18 protein-coding genes are annotated in these 18,872 nt (G+C 68.7%); 12 read left to right on the top strand and 6 right to left on the bottom strand.

Annotated features, from left to right (window positions below; translation table 11 throughout):
• Window positions 1–37 precede the first annotated feature (37 nt).
• The 4 genes from ACIQF0_RS41640 to fabF are packed head-to-tail and all read left to right on the top strand — an operon-like array spanning window position 38 to window position 3,456.
• Window positions 38–967 (top strand): ACP S-malonyltransferase, encoded by a 930-nt coding sequence (locus tag ACIQF0_RS41640; protein WP_401039463.1) that lies wholly within the window; start codon window positions 38–40, stop codon window positions 965–967.
• Window positions 964–1,941: a beta-ketoacyl-ACP synthase III gene (locus ACIQF0_RS41635; RefSeq protein ID WP_401039460.1), complete on the top strand. Its 978-nt coding sequence runs from the start codon at window positions 964–966 to the stop codon at window positions 1,939–1,941. Before ACIQF0_RS41640 ends, ACIQF0_RS41635 begins: the two co-directional genes overlap by 4 nt.
• Before the next feature lie 46 nt (window positions 1,942–1,987).
• Window positions 1,988–2,224 carry an acyl carrier protein gene (locus tag ACIQF0_RS41630; protein ID WP_030465146.1) on the top strand — a complete coding sequence of 79 codons (237 nt, stop codon included), beginning with the start codon at window positions 1,988–1,990 and terminating at the stop codon, window positions 2,222–2,224.
• Complete coding sequence (fabF, locus tag ACIQF0_RS41625; protein WP_360042185.1) at window positions 2,221–3,456, top strand: beta-ketoacyl-ACP synthase II; 1,236 nt, start codon at window positions 2,221–2,223, stop codon at window positions 3,454–3,456. The genes ACIQF0_RS41630 and fabF overlap by 4 nt, the downstream gene beginning before the upstream one ends.
• 700 nt (window positions 3,457–4,156) lie before the next feature.
• Here fabF and ACIQF0_RS41620 read toward each other — a convergent pair.
• Entirely contained in the window at window positions 4,157–4,729 is a 573-nt protein-coding gene (locus tag ACIQF0_RS41620) for a hypothetical protein (protein ID WP_401039458.1), read from the bottom strand.
• 603 nt (window positions 4,730–5,332) lie between these two features.
• Between ACIQF0_RS41620 and lanKC the strand changes: the two genes are divergently transcribed.
• The 4 genes from lanKC (at window position 5,333) to ACIQF0_RS41600 (ending at window position 11,573) form a co-directional block, all read left to right on the top strand.
• Entirely contained in the window at window positions 5,333–7,894 is a 2,562-nt protein-coding gene (gene lanKC / locus ACIQF0_RS41615; RefSeq protein WP_401039456.1) for a class III lanthionine synthetase LanKC, read from the top strand.
• Window positions 7,895–7,932: 38 nt separating this feature from the next.
• A complete protein-coding gene (locus ACIQF0_RS41610) occupies window positions 7,933–8,094 on the top strand; it encodes a SapB/AmfS family lanthipeptide (protein ID WP_093600243.1) in 162 nt (53 codons plus the stop codon).
• Between the two features lie 144 nt (window positions 8,095–8,238).
• On the top strand, window positions 8,239–9,855 hold the full coding sequence (locus ACIQF0_RS41605) for an ABC transporter ATP-binding protein (RefSeq protein ID WP_401039454.1): 1,617 nt from the start codon (window positions 8,239–8,241) through the stop codon (window positions 9,853–9,855).
• Window positions 9,855–11,573 (top strand): ABC transporter ATP-binding protein, encoded by a 1,719-nt coding sequence (locus ACIQF0_RS41600; RefSeq protein WP_401039452.1) that lies wholly within the window; start codon window positions 9,855–9,857, stop codon window positions 11,571–11,573. The genes ACIQF0_RS41605 and ACIQF0_RS41600 overlap by 1 nt, the downstream gene beginning before the upstream one ends.
• A 30-nt stretch (window positions 11,574–11,603) precedes the next feature.
• Here the strand turns inward: ACIQF0_RS41600 and ACIQF0_RS41595 are convergent, their stop codons facing one another.
• Together ACIQF0_RS41595 and ACIQF0_RS41590 are read right to left on the bottom strand one after the other, a co-directional pair.
• Complete coding sequence (locus tag ACIQF0_RS41595; protein ID WP_030474501.1) at window positions 11,604–12,107, bottom strand: DUF3145 domain-containing protein; 504 nt, start codon at window positions 12,105–12,107, stop codon at window positions 11,604–11,606.
• Between the two features lie 200 nt (window positions 12,108–12,307).
• Window positions 12,308–13,648 carry a S8 family peptidase gene (locus ACIQF0_RS41590; protein WP_401039450.1) on the bottom strand — a complete coding sequence of 447 codons (1,341 nt, stop codon included), beginning with the start codon at window positions 13,646–13,648 and terminating at the stop codon, window positions 12,308–12,310.
• 143 nt (window positions 13,649–13,791) lie between these two features.
• On the opposite strand from ACIQF0_RS41590, the gene ACIQF0_RS41585 reads away from it, so the two are divergent.
• The 3 genes from ACIQF0_RS41585 to ACIQF0_RS41575 are packed head-to-tail and all read left to right on the top strand — an operon-like array spanning window position 13,792 to window position 16,757.
• A complete protein-coding gene (locus ACIQF0_RS41585) occupies window positions 13,792–15,024 on the top strand; it encodes a hypothetical protein (protein WP_401039448.1) in 1,233 nt (410 codons plus the stop codon).
• 12 nt (window positions 15,025–15,036) lie between these two features.
• Entirely contained in the window at window positions 15,037–15,396 is a 360-nt protein-coding gene (locus ACIQF0_RS41580; RefSeq protein ID WP_401039446.1) for a VOC family protein, read from the top strand.
• Between the two features lie 20 nt (window positions 15,397–15,416).
• The gene (locus tag ACIQF0_RS41575) at window positions 15,417–16,757 is read left to right on the top strand and encodes a dihydrolipoyl dehydrogenase family protein (RefSeq protein WP_401039443.1); all 1,341 of its coding nucleotides are present in this window, start codon (window positions 15,417–15,419) and stop codon (window positions 16,755–16,757) included.
• On the opposite strand, the gene ACIQF0_RS41570 is transcribed toward ACIQF0_RS41575, so the two are convergent.
• The 3 genes from ACIQF0_RS41570 to ACIQF0_RS41560 all read right to left on the bottom strand — a co-directional run bounded on the left by ACIQF0_RS41570 (window position 16,745) and on the right by ACIQF0_RS41560 (window position 18,288).
• The gene (locus tag ACIQF0_RS41570) at window positions 16,745–17,371 is read right to left on the bottom strand and encodes a TetR/AcrR family transcriptional regulator (RefSeq protein WP_401039440.1); all 627 of its coding nucleotides are present in this window, start codon (window positions 17,369–17,371) and stop codon (window positions 16,745–16,747) included. The genes ACIQF0_RS41575 and ACIQF0_RS41570 overlap by 13 nt on opposite strands.
• 94 nt (window positions 17,372–17,465) lie before the next feature.
• The gene (locus tag ACIQF0_RS41565) at window positions 17,466–17,684 is read right to left on the bottom strand and encodes a DUF6343 family protein (RefSeq protein ID WP_360042152.1); all 219 of its coding nucleotides are present in this window, start codon (window positions 17,682–17,684) and stop codon (window positions 17,466–17,468) included.
• A gap of 1 nt (window position 17,685) precedes the next feature.
• Window positions 17,686–18,288 (bottom strand): hypothetical protein, encoded by a 603-nt coding sequence (locus tag ACIQF0_RS41560; protein WP_401039437.1) that lies wholly within the window; start codon window positions 18,286–18,288, stop codon window positions 17,686–17,688.
• Window positions 18,289–18,423: 135 nt separating this feature from the next.
• On the opposite strand from ACIQF0_RS41560, the gene ACIQF0_RS41555 reads away from it, so the two are divergent.
• Window positions 18,424–18,852: a MarR family winged helix-turn-helix transcriptional regulator gene (locus ACIQF0_RS41555; protein ID WP_401039434.1), complete on the top strand. Its 429-nt coding sequence runs from the start codon at window positions 18,424–18,426 to the stop codon at window positions 18,850–18,852.
• The last annotated feature ends 20 nt before the right edge of the window (window positions 18,853–18,872 follow it).

The raw sequence follows: 18,872 nt of genomic DNA, 5'->3' as shown, positions 1-18,872 counted from the left end.
TGGGGTACCGGTGGGTTCACCAGCTTTAGTAATCGACGTGATCGCACTCCTCGCGCCCGGACAAGGGTCCCAGACGCCCGGCATGCTCACCCCCTGGCTCGAACTGGAGGGGGCGGAGAAGCAGGTCCGGTCGTGGTCGGAGATCACGGGCCTGGACCTGGTGCGTCTCGGCACCACCGCGGAGGCCGACGAGATCGTCGACACCGCGATCACCCAGCCGCTCGTCGTGGCTCTCGCGCTGCTCGCGTTCGGTGAGCTGCGCCGCCGCGTCGAACTGCCCTCCGCCGTGATCGTCGGCGGCCACTCGGTCGGCGAGCTCGCCGCCGCGTCGGTCGCGGGCGTCATCAGCGCCGACGACGCCGTCGCACTGGCCGCCGTGCGCGGTGCCGCGATGGCCGAGGCCTGCGCCCTGGAACCGACCGGCATGGCCGCGGTGCTCGGTGGCGACGAGCAGGAGGTGCTCGCGCGCCTCGAGGAACTCGGCCTCGTGCCCGCCAACCGCAACGGCGCTGGCCAGATCGTCGCCGCCGGTCCGCGTGCCGCGCTCGACGAGCTCGCGGAGACCCCGCCGGGCACGGCGAAGGTCCGCAAGCTGGCCGTCGCGGGCGCGTTCCACACCAAGTACATGGCGCCGGCCGAAGACGCCGTGCGCGCGCGTGCCGCCGAAGTCACCACGCACGACCCGTTGCTGCCGCTGCTGTCCAACAAGGACGGTCAGGTCGTCACCGAGGGCACCGAGGTGCTGCGCCGCCTGGTCTCCCAGGTCACGAGCCCGGTCCGCTGGGACGTCTGCCAGGCCACCCTCGTCGAGAAGGGCATCGCCGGCTCGATCGAGCTGCCGCCCGCCGGCGCGCTCACGGGTCTCGCCAAGCGTGCGATGAAGGGCACCGCCACCCTCGCCCTGAAGACCCCTGACCAGTTCGACAAGGTCGCGGAGCTCTTCGACACCGTTGGAGCTGCTAAGTGACAGGCTTTCAGGCCCCGCAGGCAGCCGCGGGTAGCCGCGTCATCGGTCTCGGCAGCTACCAGCCGGAGACCGTGGTGAGCAACCACGACCTCGCCCAGCGCATGGACACCTCGGACGAGTGGATCCGCGAGCGCGTCGGCATCGTCAACCGGCACGTGGCGGCCAAGGACGAGGGCGTCGTGGACATGTCCGTCGCGGCGGCCACCAAGGCGATCGCCGACGCCGGTCTCACCGCGGCCGACATCGGCGGCGTGATCGTGGCGACGTGCACCATGCCGTCGACCATCCCGAACGCCGCCGCACAGGTCGCCACCCGGCTGGGCATCACCGCCGCGGCCGCGTTCGACCTGAACGCCGCGTGCGCGGGCTTCTGCTACGCCGTCGCGACCGCGGCGGACATCGTCCGCGGGGGCGCGGTGAAGAACTTCCTCGTCATCGGCGCGGAGAAGCTCACCGACTGGACCCACCCCGACGACCGCTCGACCGCGATCATCTTCGCGGACGGCGCGGGTGCCGTCGTCGTCGGTGCCAGCGACGAGAACCACATCGGACCCGTCGCCTGGGGCTCGGACGGCTCGATGTCCGAGGTCATCAGGATCGACGACCGCGACTCGTTCATCCACCAGGAAGGCCAGACGGTCTTCCGGTGGGCGACGACCCAGATCGCACCGGTAGCGCTCCGTGCCGCCGAACTCGCGGGTGTCGAACTGTCCGAAGTGGACGTGTTCGCCCCGCACCAGGCCAACCTCAGGATCATCGAGGCCATCGCCAAGCGCCTGCGCAACAATGGTGCGCGCGAGGACCTGAAGATCGCTCGAGACATCGTCGAATCCGGCAACACCTCCTCGGCCTCCATCCCCATGGCGCTCGACCACATGCGGTCGGCGGGCGAGATCTCGTCAGGAGACGTGGTGCTGATGGTCGGGTTCGGCGCGGGCCTGTCCTACGCGGGCCAGGTGATCAGGTGCCCCTGAGCACCACCCCGAGTTTTTCCATCGTTTCAATCGAAAGGGAACTTCAGTGAGCGACAACGTCCTGTCCGGTCTTGCCGAGATCGTCGAAGAGGTCGCCGGCGTTGCCGCCGACGACGTCACCGCTGAGAAGTCCTTCGTGGACGACCTCGACATCGACTCGCTGTCGATGGTCGAGATCGCCGTCCAGGCTGAGGACAAGTTCGGCGTGAAGATCCCGGACGACGAGCTGGCCAACCTCAAGACCGTTGGTGACGCGGTGAACTACATCACCAGCAACAAGTGAGTTCGGGCATCGAGGTCGTCATCACCGGGCTGGGTGCCACCACCCCGCTCGGTGGTGATGTCACGTCCACCTGGGACGCGCTTCTGGCAGGCAAGAGCGGGGTCGGCCCCATGACCCACGAGTGGGTCGCGAAGTACGACCTGCCTGTCAAGATCGCGTCCGAGCTCGTGGTGGACCCGACCGAGGTGCTCCCCCGAGTGGAAGCTCGACGCCTGGACCGCTCCGAGCAGGTCGCCATCGTGGCGTCCCGCCAGGCCTGGTCCGACGCGGGACACGACGACGACACCGTCGACCGCCAGCGCCTCGCCGTGATCATCGGCACGGGCATCGGCGGCGCGATCACCCTGCTGACCCAGGACGACCTCCTGGAGCAGCACGGCCTGCGCAAGGTGTCGCCGCTGACCGTCCCGATGCTCATGCCGAACGGCCCGGCCGCGCACGTGGGCCTGGAACTGAAGGCACAGGCGGGCGTGCACGCCCCGGTCTCCGCCTGCGCGTCCGGCGCGGAAGCCATCGCGTGGGCCTACCGCATGATCATGTCCGGCGAAGCCGACGTGGTCGTGGCAGGCGGCGCGGAAGCGTGCATCACCGCGATCCCGGTCGCGGGCTTCTCGCAGGCCCGCACCATGAGCACCCGCAACGACGAGCCGGAAAAGGCCTCGCGCCCGTTCGACACGGCCCGCGACGGCTTCGTCCTCGGCGAGGGCGCGGGCGTCATGGTCCTGGAACGCCGCGAGTTCGCAGAGGCCCGCGGAGCTCGCATTTACGGCCGTCTCGCCGGCATCGGCACCTCGGCCGACGGCTACCACATCACCGCCCCGGACCCCGAGGGCGTCGGCCAGTCGCGCGCCATCGCCGCAGCCCTGCGCTCCGGCGGCATCGACCCGTCCGACGTGGGCCACGTGAACTGCCACGCCACCTCCACCCCGGTGGGCGACGTCGCGGAAACCGTGGCCATCCGCAAGGCGATCGGCGACCACCCGGTCCTGACCGCCCCGAAGGGCTCACTGGGCCACCTGCTGGGAGCAGCAGGCGCGGTCGAGGCCATCATCACGGTCCTCTCGATCCGCGACGGCATCGTTCCCCAGACGCTCAACCTGGAGAACCTCGACCCGGCCGTCACGCTGGACGTGGTGGCGGGCGAACCGCGCAAGATCAAGCTGGACGCCGCGGTGAACGACTCGTTCGGGTTCGGCGGCCACAACGTGGCCCTGGCCTTCACCCCGGCCTGAGCACCACCCGCTCCACCGCACGCCCCGGTCCGCTCAGCGGATCGGGGCGTTGCGCTTTGCGACAAGGGATCGGGCACGCTCACGCAGGGGTCCCCTCGGGTTCAGGCTCCCCCGCGACCCAACGTAGCGACCGGATCTGACAGTCCCGCGCGAACGAGACAGGGCGAGACAGAGGAGCAAGGCGGCGGGGAATCGCTCAGGGGTACGCCACCCCACGCGATGCCGAAGGCGAGCTGTCCGAGCGCAAGGTCATGGGCACACCACCACCCGCACGCGATGCCGAAGGCGAGCCGTCCTTACCGCGCGGTCAGGGTGGGGTGGTCCCGTCACGAGTCGCACCTCAGCTCTTGCCGCGTGCAGGTAGGGGTGTCAAGCGGGCACGCTTTTCGCCCGCTTGACACCCCTACCTGCATGTGGCCCGCTCGGGTGCGGCTCGTGACGGGACCACCCCACCAACGCACCCCTCAAAGCAACGCGCCTCCGCCCAACGCAACAGGCGTGCCATCTACCCGCGTGTGGCGTGGACCGGTCTTTGATCAGATTGTGGGGGTCTGGGGGCGGAGTCCCCAGGAAGCAGCCGCCACAGACGCCCCGCAAGGCGACCACTTACGAACAACAACCAGGAACCCGCCAACGAAACAGGGGGACGACCTGCGCAACCGACGCGCCGAAGCCGAAGGCGAGGCAAGGGCCGAACACCTCAGCACTTCTCCATCTGAGGGTTCCGGTTCTCCGCCGCCTCATCCACCTTCAACACCCCGCCCTCCCACACCAGCACATAAACCACCCGCCACCTAATACACCCCTCGGGCAACGCGGGCGGAGCCTTGGCGACATCCTGAGTGGACACGAACGAGATCAACACCCGCAGCCGCCGAGTGACCACATCGGTCTCGACCCGCTGCACCACCATCCCGCCGTCCTTGGTGCTCTCGTAAGCAGCAACCCAAGAAGCCTCAGGCGTGGACGAAACCCGCCGAGCCGACACGACCCCGCGCCAGGCGTCGAAGTCGCGCGAGTTGATCGCGTCGAAGTAGGCCTGCAGCACCCGCTGCACAGCGGTCCGGTCCGGATGCGTGAACGAGTCCGGGCTCAGCCGGACCTCCGCGGACCCCGGCACCGGACCGGCGACGGACGAGGACGCGACCACCGGCGCCCCCTTGGCCTCGGCCGGACGCGAGTACACGGTCCGTCCCACCATCCCTGCCGCCACCGCGGCACCGGTGATCACCACCACGGCCGGCACCAGCCAGCGGCTCGCCACGCTCCCCACACGCGCAGCCTAGCCGCACGACACGCCGGGCAGCAGAGGGCCGCTCACAAAACGTGTCGCGTTACAACGGAACACGGATTTCACTCGAACGATTACGTCACATAGGGATTTGGCCGGTTGCATGTAGCAAGACAATGTTTGATACATAATTAGTCGGTAGCCAATCTCATCCTACGAATGGGTTCCAACGGGGTATCCCTTACCGCCATTCGGCCGTATCAAACACGCAATGGAAGCCAATTTTGGCTTCACTCGGAAAGAGCAACCAACACAGCGCGTGCACGACGTTTGTACCCACCCAACTATACGTCGGGATCGAACTGGAATACCGCAGCTCAGAGGCATCCATGATCAGGAACGCCCCGGTGCCGTTTAGCGAAAACGCAGCACACCCCCACTCAGGCCCCCGGCAGCAAACATCTCAACCGGGTGAGATGGGCCCAAACTTCATCACCAGACGTCACATACGCACCGGTAACGGATGTTCTTTCGGACACGAACGGGGGACCCATATGACCCTAACGGCGGATTCCCCATAGCCGCGTGATTGTGCGGAAATATGCGGCATCAAAGAAACGAAAACGAGTCAGGGAGGGGAATTCGGTGGACCTCAGATACGAGGCGTACTGCTTCGCCGATCGGCAGTTCTACGATCTGCAGAGCAGCACCGAAAGCACCCCCAAGGACGACTTTTCCACCGAACTCCCCGCGCTCCCACCCGACTGGGCGACGGTTGAACGCAACGTGTGGCGACACCACCACCCGATGGGGGTACAGCTTCCCAACCAAGGGTGGAAAATCCACGTTTCCGCTGGACTCGACAACGCCGGCCGGGTACTGAAGGCCACTTTCGACTATTGCGTCGAGCGTCGCATCAGTTTCAAGTACCTGCAGACGATGTCGATCGTGCTGGCTCGCAACTCGAAGTACGCGCCCCGTGAGGGCAGCGGCAAGCTGGTCACGATCTACCCGCTCGACGCCGCGCACCTCGAGGAGATCCTCACCGGGCTCGCCCACGTGCTCGAAGGTGAGCACGGCGCGTACATCCTGAGCGACCTGCGGTTCGGCAAGGGGCCGCTGTACGTCCGGTACGGCGGGTTCGCCGAGCAGTGGCTGGAGGTCGACGGGCAGCAGGTGCTCGCGATCGAAGGCGCCGACGGCACGCTCATCCCGGACCGGCGCAAGCCCGTCTTCAGCCTGCCCGAGTGGATCGAGCTGCCGGCGTTCCTCAAGCCGCACCTCGCCGAGCGCAACGCGGGCGACCCGCAGCGGTTCCCGTACCAGATCAAGAGCTCGCTGCACTTCTCCAACGGCGGCGGCGTCTACCTCGCCACGCGGAAGTCCGACGGCAAGGAGGTCGTGCTCAAGGAAGCGCGGCCACACGCCGGGCTCGACCGCGAGGGCGAGGACGCGGTGGCACGGCTGGACCGCGAGTACGAGATCCTCACCAGGCTGCAGGGCATCAAGGGTGTGCCAGAGGTGTACGACCGCTTCACCGAGTGGGAGCACCTCTTCGTCGCCATGGAGTTCATGCCCGGCCGCTCGCTCGGGCAGTGGCTCGGCAGGCACTACCCGTTGACGCACAAGGACGTCAGCGACGAGACGATCGTCGGGTACAAGGCCCGCGCGCTCGCCATGGTCGACCGGGTCGAGAGCCTGATGGCCGAGGTCCACGAGCGCGGGGTCGTGTTCGGTGACCTGCACACGCTCAACATCCTCGTCACCGAGGACGACGAGATCTCGCTCATCGACTTCGAGCTGAGCTCGACGATCGACGCCGTCCGCAAGCCCACGCTCGGTGCGCCGGGGTTCCAGGCGCCACGGGACCGCGACGGGTTCGACATCGACGCGCACCCGCTCGCCGCCCTCCGGCTCTGGATCTTCCTGCCGCTCAACACGGTGCTGGAACTGGCGCCGGCCAAGATCAGGCAGCACGTCAGGGTCGTCCAGCAGCGCTTCGGGCTCAACGACGAGTACTGCGCGCCGATCGTCGACGTGCTCACCCCGCGCGTCGACCCTCCGACGGACCCGGCGTTCACCGAGTTCGACGAGGAGACCCCGGACTGGGCGTTGGTGCGCAAGGAGATCGCCACGGCGATCCTGCACAGCGCCACACCTCACCGCCAGGACCGGCTGTTCCCCGGCGACATCGAGCAGTTCGAGACCGGTGGCACGGGCTTCGGGTACGGCGCGGCGGGAGTGCTGCACGCGCTCGCGGAGTCCGGCGAAGGCCGCTTCCCCGAGCACGAACAGTGGCTGCTCGACGCGCTCCGCAAAGACCCGCCGAAGCAGCCGGGCTTCTACATCGGCGCGCACGGCATCGCGCACGTGCTGGAGAACTTCGGCCACCACGACGCCGCGACCGAGATCGTCGAGAGCTACGCCGAACTCGTACCGTCCACTCAGGACCACGGGCTGAGCGCGGGTCTGTCCGGCATCGGCCTGAACCTGTTGCATTTCGCGAACTCCCGCGAGGACGACGGCTACGCGGCCCAGGCGGAGCACCTCGCGGAACGGCTCGCGAAGCAACTCGCGGACGCCCCGGGCCCGGCGGACAAGGCGAAGGCGGGACTGCTGCACGGCTGGTCCGGACCGGCGCTGTTCTTCCTGCGGATGTTCGAGCACACCGGCGAACGGCGCTGGCTCAAGCTGTCCGAGCAGGCACTGGAACGCGACCTGGCCGAGACGATGATCGCGCTCGACGGTTCGCTGCAGGTGCGCGACGGCACGCTGCGCAGCCTTCCGTACGTGGGCATCGGCGGCGCCGGCATCGCTCTCGTGCTGACGGAGTTCGCCAAGCTGGCGCCGGAACGGCCGTGCGTCGAGAAGCTGCCCGAACTGCTCACCGGCTGCACCGGCGAGTTCGTCATCCAGCCCGCGTTCACGCTGGGCAGGGCCGGACTGCTCGCCACGCTGGCCCACGCCACGCGCCACCAGCCGAACGCACGCTTCGAACGCGCCATCGGGCAGCACCTCAAAGCCCTGGGCTGGCACGCCACGCGCTACGGCGGCGGGCTCGCGTTCCCCGGCGTGCAGCTGCGCCGGCTCTCCATGGACCTCAACACCGGCGGTGCGGGCGTTCTGCTCGCCATAGCGTCCACAGTGGACGGCCGTGCACCACTGCCCTTCCTGGGCTCACGAACGCCGGTCCTCGCGGACCGGTAGCGGTAAAGAGATCGATCCCTCGAAATCAGGAGACAGTCATGGGCTTCATCCTTGACATGCAGGACCTCGAGACCCCCGAGGCCCCCGCCAACATGATGGCCGGCGGTTCGGGTGGTGGCGGCGGCGGTTCGACCACCGCGTCGAGCGCCTCGCTGCTGCTCCCGTGCAGCCACAGCAGCGCGTCCCTGCTGCTGTGCTGATCCAGCTCCACCAGCACGTGATCGGCCGGTGAGCGGCATAGGCGAAGTATGCCGCTCACCCGCCTGAAGAGGGGCTCGGCAGCCGGCCAGCTGCTGGGCCCCTCGCTTCATGATGGGCCCAGATGAGCCTCGGAGGAACAGCCGATGACCAAACCCGGTGACCAGCTGTTGTTCTCCACCGTCCGACGCGACTACCGCCCGTGGTTGCTGCTTCTCAACGCCGCCGTCGCCACGACCGGCGGCCTCCTGCTTCCCGCCGCGCTCGCCGGCGCCGTCGACATGGCCCTGAGCGGCACGTTCGTGCTGGCGACGATCGTGTTCCTGCTGGTGCTGGCCGGTGTCGAGATCCTCGGCGACGCGATCGGCATCATCCTCGCGGCGAGCATCACAGCCCGTGCCACGGCCTGGCTCCGGCGCCGCCTGACCCGGCGTTTGCTCACTCTCGGTCACCCGTCGCCGTTCGCCGCGGGAGACGCCGTCAGCCGCGTCACCGGCGACTGCGGCAACGCGGGCAGCATCGCGGTGACCGTGATCAGCCTCGCCGTCACCGCCGTGTCGTCGGTCGGCTCGGTGGTCGCACTGGCCCTTCTGGACTGGCGGCTCGCGGCGGTGTTCCTGGTGAGCGCCCCTCTCGCGGGCTATCTCGTCCGCACGCACATGCGCCTCACCGCCGACGACGTCCTGGCGTACCAGGAGGTGTCCGGCGAAGTGTCCGCGCGGCTGCTCGACTCGGTGTCCGGCCTGCGCACCATCGCCGCCGCCGGCATCGCCGACCGCGAGACGAACCGCGTGCTGGAGCCGCTCCCCCGGCTCGCCGCGGCGGGCGCCGGCATGTGGCGCACCCAGGCGAAGATGATGTGGCGGGCCGGGTTGCTGCTGCCCGCCGTCGAGGTCGCGGTGCTCACCGCCGCCGGTTTCGGAGTGATGGAGGGCAGGCTGAGCACCGGTGACGTGCTCGCCGCGCTCGGCTACGCGGCGCTCGGCATGGGCATCGTCGGCCAGATGACCCAGCTGACCGTGCTGGAACGGACCCGCGCGAGCGCCGGCCGGATCGCCGAGGTCCTCGACACCCCGGCACCGAGACGCCCCGCTCCCAAACCGTCCAACGGGGTCATCGAGCTGCGGAACGTCCGCGTCGGCGACGCGCTGCACGACGTGAACCTGATGATCCCTGCCGGCACGTTCGCCGCGATCGTCGGCAGTTCCGGCGCGGGCAAGTCGACGCTGGCCGCGGTGCTCGGCGGACTGTCCGCTGTGGACGCGGGCGAGGTCGTCGGCGACGACGCGGTCGGGTACGCCTTCGAACGCCCGGCGCTGCTCGGCGCGACGATCGGCCGTTCGATCGGCTATGGAACGGATTCCGACGAGATCCAGATCAGGGACGCCGCCGTCGCCGCGCAGGTGCACGACGTGCTGATCCGGCTGCCGCAGGGATATGAGACGCCGATGGCCGACGCCCCGCTGTCCGGCGGTGAGCTGCAACGGATCGGGCTGGCCCGCGCGATCATCCGGGATCCCGAGGTGCTCGTGCTCGACGACGCCACCGCGAGTCTGGACACCGTGACCGAGGCCAAAGTGGACAGGGCGCTCACCACGGCGCTGCCCGGCCGGACTCGCGTCGTCGTGACGCACCGCCCCGCCACGGCCGCGAGAGCAGACCTCGTGGTGTGGCTGGAAGAAGGCCGGGTCCGCGGTACCGGCACCCATCAGGAGCTGTGGAACGACGAGGACTACCGCGCAGTGTTCACCGGGGGCGAGTGATGCGTTTCTACCTCTCCACGCTGGCAGGACACCGCAGAGGCGTCCTGATCCTGCTCGGCTGGTCCATGCTCGAAGGCATCCCGGCGTTCTTCGGCGGCAGGCTCGTCGGCACGGCCGTCGACCAGGGCTTCGCGGCGGGAGATCCGCTGGCCGGCGTGCTGTGGCTGCTCGCGTTCGCGGCACTCGCGGTGGCGGGCGCGCTGGGCCAGCGGCAGGTGTTCGCGCGGCTCGGCGCCGTCGTCGAACCGATGCGCGACGCCCTGGTCACCCGCGTGGTGAAAGGCGTGCTGAACGACCCGTCACATCGCCGCACACCGGACGCCAGCGCGGTCGCCATGATCACCCGGCACGTCGAGGTGGTCCGCGACGCCACCGCGGGCGTGCTGGTGCAGGCCCGTGCCCTTCTGGTCACGACGATCGCCGCGCTCGTCGGTCTCGCGACCACGGCCGCCGCGTTGATCTGGCTGGTCGTGCTGCCGATCGTGGCGGCGTTGCTGCTCTTCGGGTTGATGCTTCCCTCGCTGGCCAAACGACAACGCGACGCCGTGATGGCCGACGAACGCACGGCGGAGGCGTCCGGTGCGGTGCTGACCGGGCTGCGTGACGTCGCCGCCTGCGACGCGTCCGCCGAGGCCTACCAGGACGTCGCGAAGCAGATCAACCTGCAGGCCAGTGCCACCGTCACCGTCGCGTGGGCGAACTCGTTGCGCGCCACGGTGATCGCGATCGGCGGCTTCGCCCCCGTCGTGCTGCTGGTCGCGTTCGCTCCCCCGCTGGTCGCCTCCGGGCAGCTCACCACGGGTGCGGTGCTCGCGGCCGTCGTCTACCTGACCAACAGCGTGAACCCCGCGCTGCACGGCCTCGCCCGCACCACCAGCACCGTCGTGATGCGGTTGATGGTCGCGCTCAAACGACTTCAGGAAGCGGCGCCGCGGACGGGCAAGGAGATCGGCGCCGAGATCCCGGCCAACGGCGAGTTCGTGCTGCGGGACGTCACGTTCGGCTGGAGCCCCGACGCGGAACCGGTGCTGCGCGGCCTGTCGCTCGACCTGAGTCCCGGCGACCACCTGGCGGTCGTCGGCCCGTCCGGCATCGGCAAGTCCACAATGGCCAGTCTGCTCACCGGTCTGATGCCACCGGACAACGGCTGTGTCCTGTTCGGCGGCGCGCCCGTCGACCGGGTGGCACCGGCGATCAGGCACCACGCGATCGCCCTGATTCCGCAGGAGACGTACCTGTTCACGGGCACTGTGCGAGAGAACCTCACGCTTCTCGCGCCGTGGGCGACCGACGAGGATCTCGTCGACGCGGTGAAAAAGGTTGGCGCCAAACCACTTCTGGACGGACTCGGTGGCCTCGACGCCGCGCTCGGCCATGGCGGAGAAGGACTTTCCGCTGGTGAGGCGCAGCTGCTGGCACTCGCGCGGGTCTACGTCACGTCCGCGAGCGTCGTCATCCTCGACGAGGCGACCTCACATCTGGATCCCGCCGCCGAGGCCAGGGTCGAACGGGCTTTCGCGCAACGGGAGGGAGTTCTCGTGGTGATCGCGCACCGGCTGAGCTCGGCGTTGCGAGCGAACCGCGTGCTGGTCATGGACGGCGGCAGGCCGTTGCTCGGCTCCCACGAGCACCTGCTCAAGACGTCCGCGCTCTACGGGCAGCTCATGCTGGCCTGGGATCCCACGCACCGCGAGGAAACCCCGCTGCCCAAACGGTGAGCGGGGTCCACACAGGACTAAACAGTTCCGTTAGCCGACACGGTGCAGCCAGGTCACCGGAGCGCCGTCGCCCGCGCGACGGAACGGCTCCAGCGCGTCGTCCCACGCGGCACCGAGCAGTTCGTCGACGCCGTGCGCGAAGGATTCGCCGCCTCTGGCACGTACAGCCAGTGAACGCAGCTGGTCCTCGTTGACCACGATGTCGCCGTTCGCCGACGTACGGGCGTGCCACAGCCCCAAAACGGGCGCGAAGCAGAAGCGCTCGCCGTCCTGACCGGAGGACGGTTCCTCGGTCACCTCGAACCTGAGCATGGGCCACGCGCGCAGCGCAGCCACTAGTTTGGCGCCGGTGCCGGCGTCTCCGGTCCATGCGCATTCAGCGCGCAACTGGCCTGGTGCCGCGGGTTGCGCTGCCCACCTGAGGTCTACCCGGACACCGAGGGTGCCCGAGATCGCCCACTCGACGTGCGGACAGACCGCAGACGGCGACGAGTGGACGTAAACCACGCCACTGGTGCTGCCACGGGTGCTCACTGCTGACCTCCGCTACTCGACGAGGGACGTCTTCCCCTACGCCTTTGTCGAGAGTGAGGTGATCATCGTGGAACCCGTTCGCTGCATTCTGCCTCGACTTGAGGCAAGTCCGCCATAAGAACCAGCTCGATCATCACCCGACCGGGGCAGATACAGGTCTTAAGTCCCGATCTCCCGGCCGAGCGATGCCTGATCGTGATCTACAGAGCGTTTACCGCGGCCACCACGTCGACTAGACCCGTGCCCTTGTCGAACGACGAGGTGTAGGGCCCGACAGGCCCGTAACCGGTGCCGTACTTGTGGGCCGTCAACTTCAGCGCCCGCTCGATGTCGGCCGGGGTCGCGGAAGGCTTGGCCTGGAACAGCTGTGCGACGATCCCGGCGATGTGCGGTGCCGCCATCGAGGTGCCGCTGATCGTGTTGAACGTGCCGAGGTCGAGCAGTCCCGGCCCGTTCTGCGGCTTCAGGCCGGTCGCGCAGATCGGCAGGTAGAGCCGGCACGACGAGGTGATGTTCTCCCCCGGCGCCGAGATGTCGGGCCACGTCGAGGAGTCGGTGGCGAGACCACGGGATGAGAAGTCCGACACAGCGCCGTCGCGGGTGCCGGTCTCCTGGTCGTTGTAGGAGGCGACCGAGATCACGCCGGGAGTCGGGTCGATGCCCGGCGGGTTGGACAGGTTCGCTGAACCATCGCCCCCGTCGTTGCCGTTCGCCCACACCACGACGACGCCTTCGGCCACGAGCTGTCGTTGCAGTTTGACAGTGACCGACTCAGGGTCGAACGCACCGCCGCCAGATGGCCCATAGGAGTTGTTGATCACCTTGATCGGCGGGCAGGCAGACGCGGGGACACCGGCCCCGCACGGAGCGTTGTGATTCTCCAGCACCCAGTTCAGCGCGGCGTCCGCGCCGAGGATGAGGATCGCCGCGCCGGTCGAGATCACGACGCCCTTCGCGCCCGGCGCCGCGCCGTGGATCACCGGTCCGCCGGTGGTCTGCACGTCGCCGCCGATCGCGATGCCGGTGACGTGGGTGCCGTGGCCGCCCAACGACGTGGTGTCGGTGTCGAGGAAGTTCGGCACCGGCACGATGCAGTTCGTCTGCGTCGAGCCGTCCAGGCACAGGCTCTTCAGGTTGCGGACGATCCGGCCGCCGAACGACGGGTGGTTCGGGTCGACGCCCGAGTCGATCACCGCGACCGACACTCCCGCGCCGGTCAGACCGAGGCTGTTGCGGGCGTCCAGGCCGCGCGTGGCGGTGTGCGAGGTCGACCCGAGGAACTTGATCGGCTTCTGGACCTCGACGCGCGTCACGCCCGCTTTGGCCCTGGCGGAGGAGATCCGCGCGGAGTCACCCCGCGCGGCCACGACACCGATCTTGCGGAAGCTCGTGAGCTTCTGCAGACCGGCCGCCTCGACCGCCTGTTCCGCGGCGGTGATGTCGGCTCCGTGGACGTAGACCGTGGAGGTCGGCGCGGCCGTCGCGACAGGGGATGCGGCGGCCACCAGCAGAACGGCGAGCAATGCAGCGCGTGTGTACATGGACCCTCCGTGAACATTGGCAGGCAATCCATCTAACGAGTGATCCACATAACGGTGACGGCCATCACGCAATGTCTCGACCGGCTGCGTTGGGTCGACCCCGGACCGCTACGGTGTCCCCCCGTGCGGAAAGGTAGGGACTCGTGCGGCTGATCCGTCTGGGCGCTGAACCTTCGGCCATTGGGGCGGACGTCCGTGCCGCCCTCACGGCCTGCGGCGCGGGTACCCAAGCTCTGGGTGGCGTTGCGCTCATCGGCGTGCAACCACCCGACTGTCCGGTGCCGCTGGACGCGATCGTCGTGCTCCCCAAGGGCGTTCTCGTGATCGTCGGCGTCGACCTGCCCGACCCCGCGCTGAAACTGGAAGCGCCGCTCGGCGGGCAGTGGACGATCGACGGCTGGCCGCTGGTCGCCCAGGACGGCGCGCCCAACCCGGCGACCGAGGCCGTGGCGGCGGCGACCGCGGTGGCGCAGCGGATCCAGGCGATGCGGGCGGAACCGCTCCCGGTGAGCACCGTCGTGGCGGTCGGCCCGTTCGTGGACCAGGTCGTGCAGCCGACGGTCGACCTCAACCGCGGCGTGCGGGTGCTGCACCCCAAACCGTCCACTTTGCTCAGTGCGGCCCGCGAACTCGCGACGTCGACGGTGCCCTGCACGGCCGAACACGCCGTGAAGCTCCTCGCGATCCTGCAGACCACCGGCACGCCGCCGGACGCGCGATCACTGCTCTCCGAGGGTTTCAGCGACGCGGTGTCGGATCTCGCGTCCGCCAGCACGATGCTGATCCCCAAGGCCGCGATGAGGCCGCTCATTTCGCGCAAGCGCTTGCCGGGCAAGCTGACCTGGCCGTATCTCGCGGTCGCGGCGGTGGTCGCGCTGATCCTCGTCGGGTGGCTGATCGTGGCGCTGCCCGGTGACGACAAGCCGGCCGACGCGACGCCCGCGCCGACGTCCACGCAGCCGACGACGGTGGTGGTGGACGGCACGACGTTCGTGCCGAAGGAGATGAAGAAGGACCAGGACTGCCAGGCGCAGGCGTTCGGCGACGTGAAGGCGTGGCTGAACGCGAACGACTGCGGCGTGCTGCTGCGCGCCACCTACGAGACGACGGTGCAGGGCAAGCCGGCGACCGTGCTGGTGGCGGACATGGACCTGTACGACGCGCCGAGCGCGAAGTCGTTGCACGCGGTCGTCGTGCTGCCGGGATCCGGTGGCGTGCACGGGCTGGACGGCAAACCGCTGGAGAACGCGGCTTTCGCGAACGGCACCAAGGGCAGCCACGTGACGCTGGCGTTCGCGGTGTGGTCGGGTGGCGCGGGTGACTCGACGCTCGACCCGATCGCCAAGCAGGCGTTGCGGCTGCCCACCACCCGGTAGAGGGTGGAGGGCATGGTCGGACAACTTCGTTCTGTCGTGCTCGACTGCCCGGAACCGTCGGAGCTCGCGTCGTTCTACGAGGAACTGCTCGGTGCCGAACGCCTGCCCGACGGCGACGAGACGTGGGTGGTGATCGTCGCGAACGGCACGCGGATCGCCTTCCAGCGCGCCACCGAGTACGTGGCACCGGTGTTCCCGGATCCGCACGCGTCTCAACAGGTCCACCTCGACGTGCTGGTCGACGACGTCGAGGAGGCGGAGCCGAAGGTGCTGGCACTCGGCGCGCGGCTGCTGCAGAAGGACACCGACGGCTGGTTCCGGGTCTACGCGGATCCGGTCGGGCATCCCTTCTGCCTGCTGTGGCTTTCCTGATCCGGGCCTAATGTGGCGCCATGGACTTCGACGTCATCGTCATCGGTGGTGGCCCCGTAGGTGAGAACGTGGCTTGGCGGACGGCCGCGGGCGGCCTGTCCACCGCCATGATCGAGAAGGAGCTCGTCGGCGGCGAGTGCTCGTACTGGGCGTGCATGCCTTCGAAGGCGCTGCTGCGCTCCGGGCACGCGCTCGCCGCGGCCAAGCGGGTCAAGGGTGTGGTCGGCGGGTCGCTCGACCCGGCCGCGGTGCTGGAGCGGCGCACCGGGTTCACCTCCAACTGGGACGACACCGGCCAGGTCAAGTGGGCCGAGTCGGAGAACATCCACGTCATCCGCGGCGACGGTGAGGTCACCGGCGAGCGCGAGGTCACGGTCGGCGGTGAGGTCCACCGGGCTCGGCAGGCCGTGGTGGTGTGCACCGGCAGCGTGCCGAAGATGCCGCCGCTGGAAGGACTTTCGGACACTCCTGTGTGGACTTCGCGCGAGGCCACGTCGGCGCGTGAGGTGCCGGAGTCGCTGGTCGTCGTCGGCGGCGGTGTCGTCGGCGTCGAGATGGCGCAGGCGTGGGCGCGGCTCGGCTCGAAGGTGCAACTGGTGGTGTCCGGCGACCGGCCGCTGCCGAAGATGGAGGAGTTCGTCGGCCCGCTGGTCGTCGAGGGCCTGGAAGAAGACGGCGTCGAGGTGCTGCTCAACGCGCGTGCCTCGTCGATCAAGCCGGGCGAGCTGACGTTGCGGGACGGCCGGGTCGTCCAGGGCTCGGAGATCCTCATCGCGACCGGACGGGTGCCGGCGACCAAGGACGGCAAGCCGCTGACCATCGACGACTCCGGCCTGGTGTCCGGTGTGGACGGACGCTGGCTGTACGCGGCCGGTGACGTCACCGGACGGGCGTTGCTGACGCACCAGGGCAAGTACCAGGGCCGCGCGGTCGGCACGGCGATCCTGGAGCGGTCCCGCGGGTTCGAGCCGAAGCAGTGGTCGGCGGGCCAGGCGTGGGCCGATCACGTGGCCGTGCCGCAGGTCGTGTTCACCGACCCCGAGGTGGCGTTCGTCGGGCACACCGCCGAGGAGGCGCGCGCCCAGGGCCGTGACATCAAGGTGGTCGACCTGGACATCGCGGTCGCCGGGTCGTCGCTGCACGCCGACGGGTACAAGGGCAAGACGCGGATGGTCGTGGACGAGCGCACGCGGACGCTGGTCGGTGTCACGTTCGTCGGCCAGGACGTCGCCGAGCTGCTGCACTCGGCCACCGTCGCGATCGTCGGGGAGGTCACCGTGGACCGGTTGTGGCACGCGGTGCCCTCGTACCCGACGATCAGCGAGGTCTGGCTGCGGTTGCTGGAGTCCTACGGGCTCTGAGTCTGATCCCGGGGTTTGTCCAGCACGGACCCCAGCATGCCGGTGAGCAGTTCGTTCGCCGTGCCGACCACGTACGCGCGGTCGTCCTCGTCGACCCGTTCGGCGAGCTTGAACAGCGCGTCCGCGGTCTGCACGGCGATCCGGAACGTCAGCATCACCGGGGCGTCGCCGTGGGCACCGAACCGGTTGACGAACATCTCCGCCAGCCGTTCGGCCATCAGCTCGTACTGGTCGACGCTGGAGTCGAGCCGGTGGCTGTCCAGCATGTCGCTGAACCGCACGCGGCCGAAGCCCGGCACGTCCGTCAGCATCCGCATGTACACCGCGACGATCTGCGTCATGGCCCCGCGCCACGTGTCCGCGATCAGATCCGCGGCGAACAGCTCCTCGATCTCGCGGAGATAGGTCTCCATACCGCGAAGCGCCAGAGCGTGCACAACGGATCGTTTGTCGGGGAAGTACTGATAGAAGGAACCAATGGGCACTCCGGCCACATCGACGATGCGAGCCGTCGTGATGTCGTCGTAGTCATATTCGTTCAGCAGGCTCGCACAAGCGTCCAGGATCGCGGAGACAGTCGCCGCGCCGCGCTGTTGCACAGGCTGCCGGCGCATCACCCTGGCTAACCTGCCTTTTGCCGGATCTTCATGCACACGAACATCTTTATCCATACGAGTGCTTATTGCCCAGCACAGGTTCCTGACAGGTTCAGCCCGGATCTCCGCGATGTTTGCGATGAACCACCCAGCCGAAGTCCACGACACAGACGACGGCGAGTAGTAAAAGCAGGATTCCAAGCCAAACGAGGTCAGCTCGCAACGCCAGCCAGCCCGCGACCGAGTTGAAGACCAGACCGAAACCGGCCAGCCACAACCGCAAGGTCAGCGCACTGCGCGGTGGTGCGGGAGGGGGCAGGTAGTCGCTCACCTCATCCGGTTTCCCGCAGCAACGGTGCCTCAACCCGCCTCAGCCGGCGCGGGGGTTTCGTCACATAGGGCCTGACGAGACGCGTCACGGCCAGGCCAGGGGCGATGAGCGGGACCACGGCGGTCAGCACGGCGGCGGTGATGCCCGCTCGGACGACGTCCTTGGGCATGACGGCGACGCGGTCGACGACGAACGCGCGCCGCCCGGTGATCGACACGGCCGCGAGGACGAGCAGGAACACGACCATGCTGAGCATCGCCCGTTGCACCGCGTGCTCGTACCCGGCTGCTTCTCCCGCGACGAGCACCGCGAACCACCCGGCGAGAGCGGGCAGCTGACCCTGTTCCGTGGTGGCCGCCCAGCTCAGACCGCCGAGCGTGGCGAGCCAGACGAGGACCTCTGCGCGCTCCTGAGCCCATAGGGATGCCGAATCGAGGGGAATGCCGGTCCAGGCGAGTAGCCCGAGCGGGCTCAGGGGGTCGTCGGCGAGCTGGCCGAGCACCCAGGCGAGCGTCCACGCGGACAGCAGGAACGCCACGACGAGCTGCCACCGGGGCCGGCGCACCACGCAACGGGCGAGCCGGACGATCTCCGCACGCGTCATACCCCCACCATGCCGCTTCCTGGTGGTTTGCGGAGAAACGTCACCCCAACGCTCACCCTGTCGGCCCCCGTCCGGGGCGGTTCCTCACGGAGCGCTATCCACGATCGGGGGACAGATCTTTTCTAGACTGAGGACATGAGCATTGATCAGCTTCTGCGTCTCCCCAGCTATCTGATGCTCGGGCTGGTGCGGGAAGCGCGCCGGATCGGGCGAGCGGACCTGCGGGGGCCTCACCTGACGGTGCTCGCGTACCTGTCCGAGCAGGAGGCGGTGGCGCAGAAGCGGATCAGCGACCGGGTGCGGATGGATCCGAGCGACCTCGTGTCGGTGCTCGACGTGCTCGAAGGCTTCGGGTTCGCCCAGCGCAGACGCGACGAGAAGGACCGGCGGCGGTTCACGGTGTCGATCACCGACGAGGGCAGGGAGGCGCTGCGGGAGAGACTGGAGGCGGCTCAGGCACACGAGGAAGAGCTGCTGGCGCCGTTGACACCGCACGAGCGCGATACGTTGGCCACACTGCTGCGTAAGGCGTACCTGCATCACGCTGATATGCGTGTAGATTAGACAGTCTGCGCTCAGCGACC

The organism is Lentzea sp. NPDC092896 (assembly GCF_044754905.1).
Taxonomy (GTDB): domain Bacteria; phylum Actinomycetota; class Actinomycetes; order Mycobacteriales; family Pseudonocardiaceae; genus Lentzea.
Note: the sequence above shows the minus strand (reverse complement) of the source record. Positions and strands in the feature narration are given on the sequence as shown.